The organism is Pseudomonas sp. IT-P218 (assembly GCF_949767605.1).
Lineage (GTDB): Bacteria > Pseudomonadota > Gammaproteobacteria > Pseudomonadales > Pseudomonadaceae > Aquipseudomonas > Aquipseudomonas putida_AE.
The window spans coordinates 918,640-937,702 of sequence record NZ_CATKQQ010000011.1; the positions used below are offsets into that span (position 1 = coordinate 918,640).

11 protein-coding genes are annotated in these 19,063 nt (G+C 62.9%); 3 read left to right on the forward strand and 8 right to left on the reverse strand.

The genetic code is table 11. The features are described from left to right. Nucleotides 1-26: 26 nt before the first annotated feature. From ACM6I6_RS11080 to speB, 4 genes are all read right to left on the reverse strand, one after another. Nucleotides 27-1,406 (reverse strand): sodium:solute symporter, encoded by a 1,380-nt coding sequence (locus tag ACM6I6_RS11080; RefSeq protein ID WP_274073588.1) that lies wholly within the window; start codon nt 1,404-1,406, stop codon nt 27-29. Nucleotides 1,407-1,562: 156 nt separating this feature from the next. Beyond that, on the reverse strand, nt 1,563-3,074 hold the full coding sequence (locus ACM6I6_RS11085) for a purine-cytosine permease family protein (protein ID WP_406592105.1): 1,512 nt from the start codon (nt 3,072-3,074) through the stop codon (nt 1,563-1,565). A gap of 54 nt (nt 3,075-3,128) precedes the next feature. Continuing rightward, nucleotides 3,129-3,551 carry a YybH family protein gene (locus tag ACM6I6_RS11090; protein ID WP_077047813.1) on the reverse strand — a complete coding sequence of 141 codons (423 nt, stop codon included), beginning with the start codon at nt 3,549-3,551 and terminating at the stop codon, nt 3,129-3,131. 9 nt (nt 3,552-3,560) lie between these two features. Beyond that, the gene (gene speB, locus ACM6I6_RS11095; protein WP_110752643.1) at nt 3,561-4,511 is read right to left on the reverse strand and encodes an agmatinase; all 951 of its coding nucleotides are present in this window, start codon (nt 4,509-4,511) and stop codon (nt 3,561-3,563) included. Nucleotides 4,512-4,858: 347 nt separating this feature from the next. Between speB and ACM6I6_RS11100 the strand changes: the two genes are divergently transcribed. Further along, entirely contained in the window at nt 4,859-5,752 is an 894-nt protein-coding gene (locus ACM6I6_RS11100) for a LysR family transcriptional regulator (protein WP_046816836.1), read from the forward strand. 5 nt (nt 5,753-5,757) lie between these two features. Further along, nucleotides 5,758-6,354 (forward strand): tRNA-uridine aminocarboxypropyltransferase, encoded by a 597-nt coding sequence (locus tag ACM6I6_RS11105; protein ID WP_414919886.1) that lies wholly within the window; start codon nt 5,758-5,760, stop codon nt 6,352-6,354. Between the two features lie 138 nt (nt 6,355-6,492). On the opposite strand, the gene ACM6I6_RS11110 is transcribed toward ACM6I6_RS11105, so the two are convergent. The 4 genes from ACM6I6_RS11110 to ACM6I6_RS11125 form a co-directional block, all read right to left on the reverse strand. Continuing rightward, complete coding sequence (locus tag ACM6I6_RS11110) at nt 6,493-7,857, reverse strand: HlyD family type I secretion periplasmic adaptor subunit (protein ID WP_414919887.1); 1,365 nt, start codon at nt 7,855-7,857, stop codon at nt 6,493-6,495. A 9-nt stretch (nt 7,858-7,866) separates the two neighbouring features. Beyond that, nucleotides 7,867-10,026, reverse strand: a complete 2,160-nt coding sequence (locus tag ACM6I6_RS11115) for a type I secretion system permease/ATPase (protein WP_414919888.1) — start codon at nt 10,024-10,026, stop codon at nt 7,867-7,869. A gap of 73 nt (nt 10,027-10,099) precedes the next feature. After that, nucleotides 10,100-11,458 carry a TolC family outer membrane protein gene (locus ACM6I6_RS11120; protein ID WP_274073593.1) on the reverse strand — a complete coding sequence of 453 codons (1,359 nt, stop codon included), beginning with the start codon at nt 11,456-11,458 and terminating at the stop codon, nt 10,100-10,102. 57 nt (nt 11,459-11,515) lie between these two features. Next, nucleotides 11,516-11,983: a hypothetical protein gene (locus ACM6I6_RS11125; protein ID WP_414919889.1), complete on the reverse strand. Its 468-nt coding sequence runs from the start codon at nt 11,981-11,983 to the stop codon at nt 11,516-11,518. On the opposite strand from ACM6I6_RS11125, the gene ACM6I6_RS11130 reads away from it, so the two are divergent. Continuing rightward, nucleotides 11,984-19,033 (forward strand): retention module-containing protein, encoded by a 7,050-nt coding sequence (locus ACM6I6_RS11130; protein ID WP_414919890.1) that lies wholly within the window; start codon nt 11,984-11,986, stop codon nt 19,031-19,033. The last annotated feature ends 30 nt before the right edge of the window (nt 19,034-19,063 follow it).

Below are 19,063 nucleotides of genomic sequence, written 5' to 3' on the forward strand. Positions count from 1 at the left end.
GAAAGCATCAAGTCGTTATATTCAGCTTAGGCGGCGCTGGCCAGTGTCATCGGGCGACGAGACAGCAGGCTGACCACCACGAAGCTCACCAGGCCTACGCCGAGGCTGTAGTAGATCGGCGTGTTGGCATCCAGGCCGTCCTTGAACATGAACACCAGCGCAGTGGCGAAGCCCAGGCCCATGCTGGCGATGGCGCCGGCGGTGGTGGCGCGTTTCCAGAAGATCGCACCGATCAGCGGCACCAGCATGCCGCCCACCAACAGGTTGTAGGCCAGGGTCAGGGCGCTGATCACGTCGTTCACCACCAGGGCGATACCCAGCACCACAATGCCGGTGAGCATGGTGACCAGGCGGTTCAGGCCCAGGCTCGACTGTTTACCGCCGCGCAGTTTTGGCAGCAGGTCTTCGGTCAGGGTGGTGGCGGCGGCGAGCAGGCCGGCGCTGGCGGTGGACATCATGGCAGCCAGTGCTGCAGCGATCACCAGGCCACGGATACCGTCCGGCAGGGACAGCTTCACGATGGCGGCGAAAGCGTTGTTGACGTTGTCCAGGTCCGGGATCAGTACGTGAGCGGCCATGCCGATCAGGGCACAGGCCAGGCCGTAGATGATGCAATAGATACCGGCAGCGGTACCGGCAACCTGGGCGACTTTGGCGGTCTTGACGGTGAACACCCGTTGCCAGATGTCCTGACCGATCAGGATGCCGAAGAAGTAGATCATGAAGTAGGTGATGATGGTGTCCCAGCCGATGGTGGTGAAGCTGAAGCTTGCCGCCGGCAGTTTCAACACCAGCTCATCCCAACCACCTACACGGTACATGCAGATTGGCAGCAGGATGAACATCAGGCCGACGGTCTTGATGACGAACTGGACGATGTCGGTCAGGGTCAGCGACCACATGCCGCCAATGGCCGAATAGATCACCACGACGCCACCGCCGAGCAGTACCGAGACCCAGAATGGCAGGCCGAACAGCACTTGCAGCACGGTGCCGATGGCCAGGATCGAGGTCACGCCGATCATCAGCGCGTACGCCAGCATGATCACCGCGCTCGCGGAGCGGGCCATCGGGTTGTAGCGTTTTTCCAGGACCTGGGTAACGGTGTAGATCTTCAGCTTGAGCAATGGCTTGGCGAGGAACAGGTTCAGCGCCACGATCCCGCAACCCAGGGCCGCGCACAGCCAGAAACCGGAGATGCCATGCACGTAGCCCAGGCGCACAGTGCCCACGGTGGACGCACCGCCCAGGACGGTGGCGGCCATGGTGCCCATGTACAGGCTCGGACCGAGGTTGCGACCGGCGACCAAAAAGTCTTCGTTGGTCTTGGCCTTGCGCATGCCGTAATAGCCGAGTATCAGCATCGCAGCGGCGTAGATGAGTACGACGAATAAATCCAAAGCCATGATGGCGTGTCTCCGATTGTCTTTTTTATGTGAGGCTGAAAATCAATCCCCTGTGGGAGCGGGCTTGCTCGCGAAGGCGGCGGCACATTCAAAATTAATGTGACTGACCGATCGCTTTCTCGAGCAAGCCCGCTCCCACAGGGGTAATGCGTTTACTCAGGCGACCTGTCGCATCGCCGGTTTAACGAGCGGGTCCGTGCTCTTGCTGCGTGGATCATTCGGGCCGAACACCGCGCGGGGTTCCGGGAACAGGCTCAGCAGCGCCAGGTACACCAGCGAAGCCAGGCCCAGGGTGACCGGCAGGCTGACGTCGATACCGCCGGCCAATTCGCCCAGTGGTCCGACGAACTGCCCCGGCAGGTTCACGAAGCACAAGCCGACGGCCGCGCTCGGGATCCAGGCGCCCAGGCCACGCCAGTTCCAGCCGTGGGTGAACCAGTAGCGGCCACCTTTCTCGCCGCGGGTGAACACTTGCAGGTCATCCGGGCAGTAGAAGCCGCGACGCACCAACAGGCCGATGATCATGATCACCATCCATGGGGTGGTGCAGGTGATGATCAGCACGGCGAAGGTCGACACGCTCTGCACCAGGTTCGCCGCGAAGCGTCCGATGAAGATGAAGGCAATCGACATCACCCCGATCAGCAGCGTTGCCTTGACCCGCGAAAGTACCCGTGGGAACACGCTGGACATGTCCAACCCGGTGCCATAAAGCGAGGTGGTGCCGGTGGACATGCCGCCGATCACCGCAATCAGGCACACCGGCAGGAAGAACCAGCTCGGCGAAACCGCCAGCAGGCCACCGACATAGTTGTTGGCCGCGATGTAGTCCGGTGCCTTGATCGCTACGATGGTGGCGGTGGTCAGGCCGAACAGGAACGGGATGAAGGTCGCGATCTGCGAAATCACCACCGCCGCCATGATCCGGCGCTTGGAGGTTTCACGCGGAATGTAGCGCGACCAGTCGCCGAGGAACGCACCGAACGAGATCGGGTTGCTCATGGCCACCAGTGCGGCGCCGATGAAGGCCGCCCAGAAACCCGGTTGCCCCATGTTCACAGTGCCGGCGTAGTTCGCATCGAAAGGCCCTGCAAACGCGAAGACGCCCAGCAGGAACAGCAGGCTGGCGCTCCACACCGCGATCTTGTTGACCCACAGCAGGAAACGGAAGCCGTAGATGCACACGGTCAGCACCAGGATCGCGAACAGACCGTAGGCCAGGCCCAGGGTCAAGTCGGTTTCCGGCAGGCCGATCAGGCGTTTGGCGCCACCGATCAGCGCATCCCCCGAACTCCACACCGAGAGCGAGAAGAAGGCGATGGCGGTCAACAGCGACAGGAACGAACCGACGATCCGCCCGTGCACGCCGAAGTGCGCACCGGAAGACACGGCGTTGTTGGTGCCGTTGATCGGACCGAACAGGCCCATCGGCGCGAGGATCATCGAACCCAGCAACACGCCCAGCACGATCGCCAGCACGCCCGCCTGGAAAGACAGGCCGAACAGTACCGGGAAGCTGCCGAGCACGGCGGTGGCAAAGGTGTTGGAACCCCCGAAGATCATCCGGAACAGGTCCGTGGGGCCGGCGGTGCGTTCGTTGTCCGGGATCTGTTCGACCCCGTGGGTTTCAATCTGCGTAAGGCTTTGGTCGTTGTTGTTGTTATTCATGATCTGCTCCGATCATAAAGGCGCGCTCATCGTGTGTGAGCGTCACCTGTTTGGCTAAGGGGTTGGCAGCCCTTCCGGCATCGCGGACAAATGTTCGTGGCAGGCCAGCCATAGGCCTTGTTGTTCTTGGCCAGACGCTTGTTTCTTGAAAACAATCGTCTCGCGCTCCTGGCTGAAGTGTTGCTCCCCTTGCATGCGCAGCTCGGTGGCCACGTCATGGATGAAAATCGCCACGTCACCCTGCAGGCTGACGAAGGCGTTGCTCGAGGTGCACGAAAGCACCTCGAAGCCGTCCTCGGCACGCCAGCTGTCCCACAACGCCTGGTAGGCATCGCGCGACAGCAGCGGCTGTTCGAGGGTGTAGAAGACGAAGCTGGCGTCGGCACTGAACGCGCCGAAGTAGGCTTCGCGATCGTTACGGGCGAAGGCGGACACCAGGTCGGCGGCCGCTTTCAAGACCTGATCACGTTCGTTCATGACCGACCCTCAGCGATGGACCACGCCAGGCAGTACGCAGAGCATTTCGTACAGCAGGTTGGCGGCCAGCAGCGAGGTGTTACCGGTGGTGTCGTAAGCGGGCGAGACTTCTACCAGATCGCAACCGATCAGGTCCAGGCCTTGGCAGCCGCGAACGATCTCGATGGCCTGAATGGTCGTCAGACCACCGATTTCCGGGGTGCCGGTACCCGGTGCCCAGGCCGGATCGATACCGTCGATGTCGAAGCTCAGGTACACCGGACCGCCGCCGACCTTCTCGCGTACTTCGGCCATCAGTGGCGCCAGGGATTTGTGCCAGCACTCTTCGGCCTGGACCACACGGAAGCCCTGGTTGCGGCTCCAGTTGAAGTCGTCAGCGGTGTAGCCCTGGGCGCGCAGGCCGATCTGGACCACACGGTCCGGATCGATCAGGCCTTCTTCAACGGCGCGACGGAAGGTGGTGCCGTGGGCGATTTTCTCGCCGAACATGTGATCGTTGACATCGGCGTGGGCGTCGATGTGCACCAGGCCGACCTTGCCGTGCTTTTTATGGATGGCACGCAGGATCGGCAGGGTGATGGTGTGGTCGCCGCCCAGGGTCAGCGGGATTACATCGTGTTCGAGGATGTTGTCGTAGGATTCTTCGATGATCCGCACGGCATCCAGCAGGTTGAAGGTGTTGATCGCCACGTCGCCGATATCGGCAACCGACAGCGAGTCGAACGGTGCAGCGCCAGTGGCCATGTTGTACGGGCGGATCATCACCGATTCGGCGCGGATTTCGCGAGGTCCGAAACGAGTGCCAGGGCGCAGGGAGGTACCGATGTCCAGCGGCACGCCGACAAAAGCAGCGTCCAGACCTGCAGCGGTGGGTACATGGGGGAGTCGCATCATGGTGGCGATGCCGCCGAAGCGCGGCATTTCGTTGCCGCCCAGTGGTTGGTGAAGAATCTTGTCCACGGGTAGGGCCTCATCGTCGTTGTTTTATTTATTGGGTTTCGCCGTTCGCGGAAGGCACGGGCGAACCTTGTGGCGGCGATTCTGCGAAATGTAGTGGCCGGGAAGAATCGCTACGGGCAAATACTTAGTTCAGATTTTTCTAAACTAATGGCGGGAGCGGCGATAGACTTCCCGGCTTGAGAGATGTGTTGTCTGGGCGGGCTGATCGCCAGCAAGCCGGCTCCTACAGATTTGCGTTACGTCGGACCTGATCGCTGAACCTGTAGGAGCCGGCTTGCTGGCGATCGGTTGCGCAGCAACCGCCCATCCGACAACGCGGACTCACCTGAACAGGTTACGGAGCCCCCATGGCCAACGCTTTACCCGACCTCAAACTTTTGCGCATTTTCGTCAGCGTGGTGCGCCATCAGGGCTTCGCCAACGCCCAGCAAGAGCTCAACCTCTCGACGTCGGCCATCAGCACCTACATGAGCCAGCTCGAATCCGCCCTGGGCCTGGTCCTGTGCCATCGCGGCCGTGGCGGGTTCAGCCTGACCAGCAAGGGTGAACTGTTTCATCAGGAAACCCTGCGCTTGTTAGCCGAGCTTGAAGGTTTCGAACAATATGCCGCCGCGCTCAAGGGCGAATTGCGCGGCACCCTGAACCTGGGGGTGATCGACTCCACGGTCAGCGACAAGGCCCTGCCGTTCGCCGAAGCCATCGGCGCCTACAGCCAGGAGCACCCGGCGGTGCACTTGCACCTGTCGGTGATGAGCCCCTATGAACTGCAATTGGGTGTGCAGGACAACCGCCTGGACCTGGCCATCGGCGCGTTTTCCACGCGCATGAGCGGCTTGGTGTACATGCCGCTGTACCGCGAACAGCACTGGTTGTATTGCAGCACCCGGCATCCGCTGTTCAATGAGCGGCGCATCCCCGAGCAAGTCATCACCCAGCAACGCATGGTCGGTCGCGGCTACTGGAGCCAGGCCGAACTGGCCCGTCATGGTTTCAAGCACAGCGCCGCAACCGTGGAGAGTATGGAGGCGCAGCTGATTCTGGTGCTGTCCGGCGCCTACATCGGTTACCTGCCGGAACACTACGCCCAGGCCTGGGCCGACAAGGGCGACCTGCGCGTGCTGTTGCCGGCCACCTTCGGTTACCAGGCGCCGTTCTCGATGATCGTGCGCCGGGGCCGCAGCCGCGAGCCGCTGATCCAGACCTTTCGCGATCTGCTCAAAGCACAACTCAACCAGGCGTGAAGAAGATGCCGAGAATTCAATGTCCCCGCTGCCTGCGCCCGCAAAGCCATTGCCTGTGCCCGCTGATCCCCAGCCTCGACAGCCGCACCCGGGTGTTGCTGTTGCAACACCCCAGCGAAGTGAACCATGCCCTGAACACCGCGCGGTTGGCGGCGCTTGGTTTGAAGAATGCCGAGTTGATCGTCGGTGAGGTGTTCAAGGATCTACCGACGTTGTTGAACCAGCCGGGCTATCGGGCGCGGTTGCTGTTTCCCGGGGACGACGCGCAGCCGATGCAGGCCTGTGCCGCCAGCGATGAGCCGCTGTTGCTGGTGGTACCGGATGGCACCTGGCGCAAGGCGCGCAAGATGCTGCATCTGAATCCGTTGCTGGCAGCGTTGCCGAGGGTGACGCTGGCGGAGGGCGGGGTGTCCCGTTATCGCTTGCGCAAGGCCCCGGGGCCTGGGGCGTTGTCGACGGTGGAGGCGATTGTGCAGGCGTTGGAAACCCTGGAAGCGCCAACCCGCTTTGCGCCGTTGCTCAGACCGTTCGAGGCGTTGATCGAGGGGCAGATTGCGGCGATGGGGGAGGAGGTTTTTCAGCGTAATCATGCTGACAGGTAAGGGTTGATTGTGCCGGCCTCATCGCGAGCAGGCTCGCTCCCACATTTGACCGAGTTCCTTCAGGACAAACGCGATCAAGGGTGGGAGCTAGCCTGCTAGCGATGACGGTATAACAGCCACCAAAAAACTCCAGCCAGACTACCGCTCTCGCATCGCCTCGGTCCGCGCTTTCAACACCGGTTTCAGCAGATAATCCAACACCGTCTTCTCCCCGGTAATGATATCCACCGTCGCCACCATCCCCGGAATGATCAGCAACGGTTTCACATCCCCACCCAAGTGGTTTTTGTCGGTGCGCACCTGGATCAGGTAGAAACTGTTGCCCTTGTCGTCGGTGATGGTGTCGGCGCCGATCAGCTCCAGCTTGGCACTCAAGCCGCCATAGATCGTGTAGTCATAGGCACTGAACTTGACCATGGCTTTCTGGCCCGGATGCAGGAACGCCACGTCCTGTGGCCGGACCTTGGCCTCGATCAGCAGGTTGTCTTCCAGCGGCACGATTTCCACCATGTCACTGCCCGGCTGGACCACGCCGCCGATGGTGTTGACCTTCAGCATCTTGATGATGCCCTTGACCGGCGAGAGCACCGTGGTACGGGTCACGCGGTCGTCGATGGCAATGCTCGAGGCTGTGATTTTCGACAGGTCGGTGCGTTTCTCGTTCAGCTCTTTGGCCGCCTCCGAGCGGAATGTCTGTTCGGATTCATCAATCTTGCTGCGGATCTCGGCAATCGCCGATTCCGCCCGGGGAATGGCCAGGGTGGTGGCGTTCAGCGAACCACGGATTTCCACCGCGCTGCGCTTGAGCCGCAGGATCTCCACCGGCGACACGGCGCCGGTCTTGACCAGGGGCTCGGACATGGCCATTTCCTGGTTGACCAGCGCCAGGCTGGAGCCGTATTGCCCGGCTTTGGAGCGAAATTCCGCCAGTTCCTGGGTTTTTTGCCGCAGTTGTTCGGTCAGCGTGCGTTGTTCGCTGGCCAGTCGACGTTGCCGCTGTTCGTACAGCGAGCGTTCGTCTTCGGCCACTTGCGGCGCCTTGGCGATCACTTCTTCCGACAGCTTGAAGGGCCGGCCTTCGGCTTCGGCCGACAGGCGTTCGACCTGCGCGGTCAGCGTGTAGCGATCGACCTCGCTTTCGCCCTTGTTCGACAGGTAGCGCGTGTCATCCAGGCGCAGCAAGGTGTCGCCCTTGTTCACCATCTGCCCTTCACGCACGAAGATCTCGGTGACGATGCCGCCCTCGAGGTTCTGGATCACCTGGACCTTGCTCGACGGAATCGCCTTGCCTTCGCCCATGGTGACTTCCTGCAGCACCGCGAACCTGGCCCAGGCCAACGCGCTGATCAGCAACGCGGCGGCCAGCCACACGGTAATCCGCGACCAGCGTGGGGAATCCTGCAACGCGGCGCCGGCCGTTTCCGGCATGAACTCGGCTTCGGCACTCTTGCTGAAGCTGTCGAAGTAGCCACGTGCTTTCGAAGAATCCGATGAAGCGGACATAGGCAACTCCTAGACGGCCGCAGAGCCGACACGGCCCTTGCGCAGTGCATCGATGACCGCTTCTTTCGGGCCGTCGGCGACGATCCGCCCGTTGTCCAGCACGACCAGGCGATCGACCAGGCTGAGCATCGAGGTGCGATGGGTCACCAGCAGCAGGGTCTTGCCCTGGACCCAGGTGTGGAGTTTTTGCCGCAGGGCGTCTTCGCTGCTGTTGTCCATCGCACTGGTGGGTTCGTCGAACAGCATGATCGGCGGGTCGAGCAGCAACGCCCGGGCCAGCAACACGGCCTGGCGTTGACCACCGGAGAGCAATTGCCCGCGCTCGCCGACAGGACGGTCGAAGCCTTGCGGGTGTTGCCGGGCCAGTTCGGTGACGCCGGTCAGTTCGGCCACTTCGAGCATGCGCGCGTCACTGATGTAGCGCGCCCCCAGGGTCAGGTTGTCGCGCAGGCTGCCGGCCAGCAGCGGCAGGTCATGGGCGACGTAGCCGATCTGATGGCGCAGGTCCGCGACGTCCAGTTGCCGCAGGTCCAGGCCATCGAGCAGCAATTGGCCCTGGGCCGGTTCGTAGAAGCCCATCACCAGGCGCGCCAGGGTGCTTTTGCCCGAGCCGCTGCGACCGATGATGCCGATCCGTTCGCCGGGTTTCACGCTGAAGCTGACATTGGCCAGCGCCGGGGCATTCTGGCCGTTGTAGTGGAAGGTCACGCCGACCACATCCAGCGCGCCTTGCAGTTGCGTGCGCTCCAGCGGCCTTTGATTGGCATCGCGCTCCTGAGGCAGGGACATCAGCGCGTCGGTGCTTTTCATGGTCAGTTGCGCCTGCTGGTAGCGCGTGATCAAGCCGGCGATCTGTCCCAGCGGTGCCAGTACCCGGCTGCCGAGCATGTAGGTCGCCACCAGCGCGCCGACGCTGAGGTTGCCGGCGATGATGCTGTAGACCCCGGCGACGATGGTCGCCATGCCGGAAAACTGCTGGATGAACAGCGTGCCATTGGTGGCCAGTGCCGAGAGGTTGCGCGCATGGCTGTCGAGGCGGGTGAGGGCGCCGTGGGTGCTTTCCCATTTGTGCTGGCGCTCGCTTTCGGCGCTGCAGGCCTTGAGGGTTTCCAGGCCGCCGAGGGTCTCGATCAGCAGGGCCTGGCGTTCGGCGCCCAGGCTCAGGCTTTTCTGCACGGTGTCGCGCAAGCGCGCCTGGATGATCATGGCGAAAATGATCGTGATCGGAAACGCCAGGACCGGAATCACCACCAGCCAGCCGCCCAGCAGGCCGATCACCACCAGCATCAGCAGGGCAAAGGGCAGGTCGATCAGGCTGGTGAGGGTCACGGCGGTGAGAAACTCGCGCAGCCCCTGGAAATCGTGAATGCTCTGGGCAAAGCCACCGATGGTCACAGGCTTGGCCTTCATCGCCATGCCGGTGATGCGTTCGAACAGGGTCGCCGAGAGAATCACGTCGGTCTTCCTGCCGGCGGTGTCCAGCAAGTGCGCGCGCACCACCCGCAGCACCAGTTCGAAACCGGTACCGATCAGCAGGCCGATGGCCAGCACCCACAGGGTCGAGGTGGCCTGGTTCGGCACCACGCGGTCGTAGGTCTGCATCACGAACAGCGGCACCATCAGGCCCAGCAGGTTGATCAGGAAGCTCGCCAGGATCGCGTCGCTGTACAGCCATTTCGACAGCTTCAACGTGTCGCGAAACCAGGCCTCTACCCGCGGCACCAGGGGGGAACGGAGGTCTTCGAGTTCATGCCGGGGCCGGGCGAACAGCGCCTGGCCACTATAGTGTTCGGCAAGCTCTTGTGTGGTGGTCCATTGCTCGCCGCCATCGGCTTCGCTGGGCAGGACCAGGACCCGGCCATCCTCGCCAAAGCGGCGCAGCACGGTGGTGCGGCCGTTGTTGAGCAACAGCAGCACCGGCAGGTTGAGCGCGCTGATGTCTTTCAGGTCGCGGCGCAGCAGGCGTGCCTGCAATCCCGCCCGGGCCGCTGCGCGGGGCAGCAGGTCCAGGCTCAGGCGTTGGTGTGCCATTGGGAGCCCGGCACTGAGGCTGGCGCGACTGACCGTCGCGCCGTGGAGTTTGCAGAGGATCAACAGACCGTCCAGAAGCGGGTCATCGAAGCTCAGGCGTGGATCGACACCGGTGTTGGCGGTTTCCATGCTGGTCACATTGATCGCTCCCGTTGCGCTACGGCATCTGGCATGGGTATCTGCACATCCCCCTGTTCACATCTCCTTGTGTTCATCTGAGTTCAGGCAGGCGAGCTTCGCTTTTCACTTCCGCCTGGGCGACGGCGTCGGCCGGCAGCACCACGTGTTGCTTGCTCAGCAACTGGCCCATGTTCGCCAGCACACGGTACATCGAATACTCCTCGGTGTAGCGGACCTCGGTGTAGCGGCGGTTGGCGTTGTACAGCTCGTTTTCGCTGTCCAGCAGGTCGAGCAGGGTACGTTGGCCGAGGCCGAACTGATCCTGATACGCCACGCGCACGCGTCGGCTGGTCTCGGCGTACTCGCGGGCGGTCGGCGTTTGTTTCTTGGCGTTGACCATGGCGTTCCAGGCCAGGTTGATGTTTTCGTTGAGCTGGCGCAGGGCGTTGTTGCGGATGTCCATCGCCTGATTGATCTTGTGGGCATCGGACTGCAGGCGCGCCTTGTCGCTGCCGCCGCGGAACAGGTTGTAGTTCATCACCACGCCGACCCGCCATTCGTTGTCATGGCCTTCTTCGCCGGCGATGTTGTTGTTCGCGCCCACCGCGGCTTCGGCGTCGAAGCGTGGGTAGAACGGCGATTTGGCGACTTCGTACTGGCTCTCGGCCGATTGCACGTCGGCCTGGGCGGATTTCAGGTAGGGGTTGTTGTCGACCATGCTTTGCTGGGCATCGGTCAGCGAGGCTGGCACTTCACCACGGATCGACGGCGGTGCTTCGAGTTCATCGGGCAGGCGCCCGACTACGGCGGCGAAGTTCGACTCGGCGTCGGCCAGATCGACTTCGGCGGTGTCGAGGTTGTTTTCCGCCAGGGCTCGACGGGCGCTGGACTGGTCGGCGTCGGCGTTGCTGCCGACCCCGCGCTCGGTGCGCAGGCCGATCTGATCGTTGACGCGCAAGTGCGCTTGCAGGTTGTTCTTGGCCAATGTCACCAGCTCGCGGCGCTTGAGCACTTCGAGGTAGACCTCGGTGGTGCGCAGGGCCAGGTCCTGGGCGGTGCCCTGGGCGTAATACGCCCGGGAGTTGACGACGCCCTTGGTGCGCTCGACTTCGTTGGCGGTGTTGAACCCGTCGAAGAGCATCTGCCGCAGACGCAGTTCCGACTGGGTGTAGTTGAGGATTTCGGTGTGGTGATTGCCCAGCGCCCGGGTGTTGGTGTTGTCGCTGTACCCGCGCCCGTACGCGGCATTCAGGTCCACCGATGGATAAAAACCGCCCTTGGCGACTTTGACGTCTTCATCAGCCGACAGACGGCTGTCCACCCGCGATGCCAGCTCCGGGTGGGTCGCGATAGTGCTCTGGATCGCTTCGGTCAGTGACATGGCATGCGCTTGGGAACTGCAGGCAATTGCCAGCAAAACCGCGCTGCAGAGGGGGTTTAAAAGGCGCATGGTCCATCTCCCTGAATCCTAGTGGTACTTTATGCGTCGCCAATTATTTGACGACATTTATAGGTCAAACCGTTTCATGCTTGTAACAAGAGAGCTAAGAACATTTTCAGGCGAACCTAAGAAGTTTTTCTCATAACGCTTATGCCAAAAAAAACTTATGTACTCTGCCAAATCCAGCACATTGTTCACTGCGAAAGCCCTTGATTTATGTGCCTTATGGCGCTCATCACGGCTTGAGGAAAGTTCAAGTCCACTTATCGACAAAGAGCGGAGAAGTGCTGGAGGGGAGGGATGCGAGGCAGACTGGGGTGACGGTTTTTTGTCGCCAAGGTGATTCAGGACTGTTACGCAATGCTGGCGGATGACGTTATTTTCGACAGGTAGCCCAATGCCATTGATTGCAAAGGGGTTATCCGGTTCGCGAACAGCGGCGGCAATTCGCCAGGCAACCTGCTTGAGCCCATGTGCATGTTCTCCGCATTCAGACAGGGTGCCGACAAAGCGTTGGCAGCGGAGGGAATGCACATGGCTACGCTCATCGGTATCGTCAGCAAGGTTATCGGTCAGGTCTTCGCGGTAGCGGGTGATGGCGCCCGTCGAGTGCTGGTCGAGGGGGACCGGTTGTTTGCCGGCGATCAACTGGTGACCGGGGCCGAAGGCGCGGTGGCGGTGCATCTGCAGAACGGCCAGGAATTGACGCTGGGCCGTGGCAGTAGCCTGCAAATGACTGACCAGTTGCTGGCGCAAACTTCGCCCCATGTGGATACCGCTGAAGCGACGACCCCGAGCCAGGCGCAGTTGACCGATGTCGAGCAACTGCAAAAAGCCATTGCCGCCGGTGACGACCCGACCCAGACCGCTGAAGCCACGGCGGCCGGCCCGGGTTCGACCGGACCTGCTGGGGGCGCACTGGGCGGGGGCCACAGTTTTGTCATGCTTGAGGAAGTGGGGGGGCATGTCGATCCGACCATCGGTTTCCCCACCGCCGGGTTCAACGGTATTCCGGAGTTTCCGCGGGAGCGGCACGACGGCGATCGCAACCCTGAGGATGGCGCCTCTGCACCGCTGATTACGCCGCCAGTCATTACACCGCCTGTGGTGGTAGTACCACCCTTGGTAACACCACCTGAAGTCACGCCGCCGGTAGTCACACCACCGGAAGTCATACCCCCTGTCGTCACCCCGCCCGAGAACAATCCGGTCAGCCTCAACGGGCTGTCGGTGGCGGGCGGTGAACTGACCGTCAAGGAAGCCAACCTGGCCGAAGGTTCGGCGAGCAATCCCGACGCGCTGACCCAGAGCGGCACCTTCACCGTCACGGCACCTGACGGCCTGACCAGCCTGAGCATCGGCGGGATCAGCGTGATCAGCGCTGGCGTGGCCAACGGTTTTCCGCAATCGATCACCACGCCGCTGGGCAGCACCCTGACCATCACCGGCTACAACCCGACCACGGGCGTGGTGAGTTACAGCTACACCCTCAACGGCAGCGAAAACCATTCGACCGGCGACGGCACCCAACTCAGCGAACATTTCACCGTGGTTGCCGGTGATAGCAACGGCGACACCGCCACCGGCACTCTGGACGTCAACATCACCGATGACCTGCCCAAAGCGATCGATGACAACAATCTCAGCACCGCCTCGGAAACCCGACTCACCCTCGAAGGCAACGTCCTGGGCAACGACGTGCAAGGCGCCGACCGCGTAGCGACGGGACCCAACAGCGGCCCAATCACCCCCGGCACCTTCGTCGGCACCTACGGCACCCTGGTGCTCAACGCCAACGGTACCTACACCTACACCCTCAATCCCGGCGACGCTGACTTCAAGGCCTTGCACGCCGGCGGCAACGGCACCGAGACCTTCACCTACACCCTGACCGACGCCGACGGCGACAGCAGCACCGCCAACCTGGTGCTGAACGTACACAACAACGACGACGGGGTGACCCTCGGCGGCCTGGACGTCGCAGGCGGCGAACTCACCGTCTACGAGAAAAACCTCACCTACGGCAGCGACCCCGACGCCCCGGCGCTGACCCAGCACGGGACCTTCACCGTGAACGCCCCGGATGGCCTGCAGAGCCTGAGCATTTCCGGCGTCGAGATCATCAGCGGTGGCGTGGTCCAGGGCTTGCCGATCTCCGGCAGCACCTGGATAGGCAGCACCCTGACCATCACCGGTTTTGACCCAGCCACCGGCGTGGTGAGCTACAGCTACACCCTCAACTACACCGAAACCCATCCCAACGCCGACGGCGCCAACAGCATCACCGAGAACTTCGAAGTCATCGCCGTGGATGCCGACGGCAGCGAGGCGCGTGGCGAAATCAACGTCAAGGTGGTCGACGACCTGCCGACCGCCAAGCCCGATTCGACTTCGGTGGCCGAGGGCGGCACCGTCACCGGCAACGTGCTGGTAAACGATATCGGCGGCTCCGATGGCTCCGGCGGTGGCGTGGTCGGCGTGCGTGCCGGCTCCGACACCTCGACCCCGGTGCATGGCGGCCTGAACAGCCAGATCAACGGCACCTATGGTTACCTGACCCTGGATGCGTCGGGCAACGCCGTGTACCACAGCTACCCGAACTCGGTGAGCGCGCCGGGCGCGAGCGATGTGTTCACCTACACCTTGCGCGATGCCGACGGTGACGAAAGCACCACCACGGTGACCATCGACGTGCACAACAGCTGCCTGGTCGCGGCCAGCGATCACGACGTGACCGTGTATGAAAAAGCCCTGGACCCGTACCAGGACGGTCAGGACCTGGCGCCCGGCAGCGTGACCGGCAGCCAGCCATACAACACCGGTGAAACCGCCAGCGGCACACTGGTCGGTGCAGTTCACGGCGGCAGCGGCGCCATCACCTACAGCCTGCTCAGCAATGCCATCGGCACCTACGGCCAGCTGCTGCTGAACCCGGACGGCAGCTACACCTACACCCTGACTTCGCCGGCCAGCACCGCACCGCAAGCCAACGACGGCGCCAACACCCTGCACGAAAGCTTCACCTACCAGGCCGTCGATGGCCTTGGTAATGTGGTCACCAGCACTATCGTGATCAACATCGTCGATGACGTGCCAACCGCTATCCCGGACATCGCCTCGGTGGGCGAGGGCGGCTATATCGGCGGCAACGTGATCTGGAACGACACCGTGGGTGCCGATGGCCAGTTCGCTGGCGGTGGCGTGGTGGGCGTGCGCGCAGGCTCCGACACCTCGACCCCGGTGCACGGCGGCCTGAACACCCAGATCAACGGCACCTACGGTTACCTGACCCTGGATGCGGCAGGCAACGCGCTGTACCACAGCTACCCGAACGCGGTGAGCGGCCCGGGTGCGAGCGATGTGTTCACCTACACCCTGCGCGATGCCGACGGTGACGAAAGCACCACCACCGTCACCATCGACGTGCACAACAGCTGCCTGGTCGCGGCCAGTGACCAAGACGTGACCGTCTTCGAAAAAGCCCTCGACCTGAACCAGGATGGCCAGGACCTTGCCCCCGGCAGCGTGACCGGCAGCCAGCCTGGCAATAGCGGCGAAACCGGCAGCGGTACCCTGGTCGGCGCGGTGCATGGCGGCAGCGGCAGCATCACCTACAGCCTGGTCAGCAATGCCATCGGCACCTACGGCCAGTTGCTGCTGCACCCGGACGGCAGCTACACCTACACCCTGACCTCACCGGCCAGCACCACGCCGCACGCGGACGACGGCGCCAATACCCTGCACGAAAGCTTCACCTACCAGGCCACTGACGGCCTGGGCAACATCGTCACCAGCACCATCGAGATCAACATCGTCGACGACGTGCCCCAGGCGATCGATGACCACAACCTCAATACTGCCTCGGAAACCCTGCTCACCCTCGAAGGCAACGTCCTGGGCAATGACGTGCAAGGCGCCGATCGCGTCGCGACCGGCGCCAACAGCGGCCCGATCACCCCCGGCACTTTCACCGGTACATACGGCACCCTGGTGCTCAACGCCAATGGCACCTACACCTACACCCTCAATCCCGGCGACGCTGACTTCAAGGCCTTGCACGCCGGCGGCAACGGCACCGAGACCTTCACCTACACCCTGACCGACGCCGACGGCGACAGCAGCACCGCCAACCTGGTGCTGAACGTGCACAACAACGACGACGGGGTGACCCTCGGCGGCCTGGACGTCGCAGGTGGCGAACTGACCGTCTACGAGAAAAACCTCACCTACGGCAGCGACCCCGACGCCCCGGCGCTGACCCAGCACGGGACCTTCACCGTCAACGCCCCGGATGGCCTGCAGAGCCTGAGCATTTCCGGCGTCGAGATCATCAGCGGTGGCGTGGTGCAGGGCTTGCCGATCTCGGGCAGCACCTGGATAGGCAGCACCCTGACCATCACCGGCTTTGACCCGGCCACAGGGGTCGTGAGCTACAGCTACACCCTCAACTACACCGACACCCACCCCAACGCCGATGGCGCCAACAGCATCACCGAGAACTTTGAAGTCATCGCCATCGATGCCGACGGCAGCGAGGCGCGTGGCGAAATCAACGTCAAGGTCGTCGACGACCTGCCGACCGCCAAGCCCGATGCGACCTCGGTGGGCGAGGGCGCAACCGTTACCGGTAATGTGCTGGTGAACGACGTTGGCGGTTCCGATGGCTCCGGCGGTGGCGTGGTCGGCGTGCGTGCCGGCTCCGACACCTCGACCCCGGTGCATGGCGGCCTGAACAGCCAGATCAACGGCACCTACGGTTACCTGACCCTGGATGCGGCGGGCAACGCCGTGTACCACAGCTACCCGAACTCGGTGAGCGGACCGGGCGCGAGCGATGTGTTCACCTACACCCTGCGCGATGCTGACGGTGACGAAAGCACCACCACCGTCACCATCGACGTGCACAACAGTTGCCTGGTCGCGGCCAGCGACCAGGACGTGACCGTCTATGAAAATGCCCTGGAGCAGCCATGCAACACCGGCGAAATCGCCAGCGGCACCCTGGTGGGTGCGGTCCATGGGGGCAGCGGCGCCATTACCTACAGCCTGGTCAGCAACGCCATCGGCACCTACGGCCAATTGTTGCTGCACCCTGATGGCAGCTATACCTACACCCTGACTTCGCCAGCCAGCACCACGCCGCTGGCCAACGATGGCGCCAACACCCTGCACGAAACCTTCACCTACCAGGCCATCGACGACCTGGGCAACATCGCCACCAGCACCATCGTGGTCAACATCGTCGATGACGTACCGACCGCTACTGCCGACATTGCGTCCGTGGGAGAGGGCGGCTACATCGGTGGCAACGTGATCTGGAACGACCACGTGGGGGCCGACGGCCAGTTCGCCGGCGGTGGTGTGGTCGGCGTGCGCGCTGGCGACGACACCTCGACCCCGGTGCATGGCGGCGTGGGCAGCCAGATCAACGGCACCTACGGCTACCTGACCCTGGATGCGGCAGGCAACGCGCTGTATCACAGCTACCCGAATACGGTGAGTGGCCCGGGTGCGAGCGACGTGTTCACCTACACCCTGCGCGATGGTGACGGTGATGAAAGCACCACCACGGTCACCATTGACGTGCACAACAGCTGCCTGGTCGCGGCCAGCGACCACGATGTGACCGTCTACGAAAGTGCCCTGGAGCAGCCGTGCAACCCCGGCGAAATCGCCAGCGGCACACTCGTCGGCGCGGTCCACGGCGGCAGCGGCACCATCACCTACAGCCTGGTCAGCAATGCCATCGGCACCTACGGCCAACTGCTGCTACACCCGGACGGCAGCTACACCTACACCCTGACTGCGCCAGCCAGCACCACACCGCCGGCCAACGATGGCGCCAACACCCTGCACGAAACCTTCACCTACCAGGCCATCGACGACCTGGGCAACATCGCCACCAGCACCATCGTGGTCAACATCGTCGATGACGTGCCGACCGCAATCCCGGACATTGCGTCCGTGGGAGAGGGCGGCTACATCGGTGGCAACGTGATCTGGAACGACCACGTGGGGGCCGACGGCCAGTTCGCCGGCGGTGGTGTGGTCGGTGTGCGTGCTGGCGACGACACCTCGACTCCGGTACATGGCGGCGTGGGCAGCCAGATCAACGGCACCCATGGCTACCTGACCCTGGATGCAGCAGGCAACGCGCTGTACCACAGCTACCCGAACTCGGTGGGCGGGGCGGGTGCGAGTGATGTGTTCACCTACACCCTGCGCGACGGTGACGGTGATGAAAGCACCACCACGATCACCATCGACGTGAACAACAGCTGCATGGTGACGGCCCACGACAGCGGTGCGAGCGTCCACGAAAAAGCCTCGGAGCCCGCAAAAGGGGCAGACTTTACCGGGACCAAACCGAACTACAGTGTCTCCGGCGACAATGCCGATATCGCCCGCAGCGCCTTCGTCGCGAATACGGCGGCCATGACCGCGGTCCTGGTGGTCAGCGGAGCGCTGGGTGCGGTCAACGGTCACAACAGCGATGACCTGATCACCGTCAATCTCAAGCAGGGGGAAACCCTCAACCTGGATCACAACCTCACTGCCGGTCAGGTCAGCCTGGAGTACTCGATCAACGATGGCGCCTACACGCCCATCGCTGACGGCCAGACCATTACGGCGAAGGAGGATGCGACCTATCACATCCACATCACCAACATCCCCGACGGTCCGGGCCCAGGCGCAAACAGCGCTGAAAACTACGAGTTGAAGATGACCGTCGATTACTCCGCGGCCAAGGACACTGCGCCGGACCACAGCTACTCCGCCAGCGACCCCCATGGCGGCAGCGACAGCATCAGCTACCAGGCTGACCACATCCTCACCGGGACAGCGGGGGATGACGCGCTGGTCGCCGACACCGGAAACAACGAGCTGCACGGTGGAGCCGGCAACGACTTGCTCTACAGCGGACCGGGCAACGACCTGCTCGATGGCGGCACGGGCATCGACACCGCGAGCTATGCCCACGCCACCGCCGGGGTCACGGTCAATCTCGGCGAGAGCGGCGCACAGAACACCATCGGTGCCGGCACCGACACCCTCACCGCCATCGAAAACCTGACCGGCTCCAACTTCAATGACTCGCTCACCGGCGATCACAACAGCAACATCATCACCGGTGGCCTGGGTAACGACGTGCTCAACGGCGCGGGTGGCGACGACTTCCTGATCGGTGGATTGGGCAATAACACCCTCACCGGCGGAAGTGGCGCCGACACCTTCCAGTGGCTCAACGGCAACAGCGGTCACGACGTCATCACCGACTTCACACCGGGTGCCGACAAGCTCGACCTGTCGCAACTGCTGCAAGGAGAGACCAGCACCGCGGCTTCACTGGATGACTACCTGCATTTCACCGTCAGCGGCAGCGGCGCGTCACTGGTGACCAGCATCGACGTCAGCGCCATGGCCGGCGCCGCGCCGAACCAGACCATCGACCTGGCCGGCGTCAACCTGGCCAGCCACTATGGGGTCATGCCGGGGGCGGGCGGGGTCGTTGGCTCAGCGGATGCGGCCACCATCATCAACGGCATGCTCAATGACCATTCATTGAAGGTGGATACCGTGTGACCTGAAAACCGCAATAAAAAAACCGCTCTT

Bases quoted from the DNA above. Each gene is read 5' to 3' on its own strand.
- ACM6I6_RS11090 (WP_077047813.1), bottom strand. From the start codon at position 3,551: ATGAACGAACGTGATCAGGTCTTGAAAGCGGCCGCCGACCTGGTGTCC.
- ACM6I6_RS11100 (WP_046816836.1), top strand. From the start codon at position 4,859: ATGGCCAACGCTTTACCCGACCTCAAACTTTTGCGCATTTTCGTCAGC.
- ACM6I6_RS11130 (WP_414919890.1), top strand. From the start codon at position 11,984: ATGGCTACGCTCATCGGTATCGTCAGCAAGGTTATCGGTCAGGTCTTC.
- ACM6I6_RS11085 (WP_406592105.1), bottom strand. From the start codon at position 3,074: ATGAATAACAACAACAACGACCAAAGCCTTACGCAGATTGAAACCCAC.
- ACM6I6_RS11105 (WP_414919886.1), top strand. From the start codon at position 5,758: ATGCCGAGAATTCAATGTCCCCGCTGCCTGCGCCCGCAAAGCCATTGC.
- ACM6I6_RS11120 (WP_274073593.1), bottom strand. From the start codon at position 11,458: ATGCGCCTTTTAAACCCCCTCTGCAGCGCGGTTTTGCTGGCAATTGCC.
- ACM6I6_RS11110 (WP_414919887.1), bottom strand. From the start codon at position 7,857: ATGTCCGCTTCATCGGATTCTTCGAAAGCACGTGGCTACTTCGACAGC.
- ACM6I6_RS11080 (WP_274073588.1), bottom strand. From the start codon at position 1,406: ATGGCTTTGGATTTATTCGTCGTACTCATCTACGCCGCTGCGATGCTG.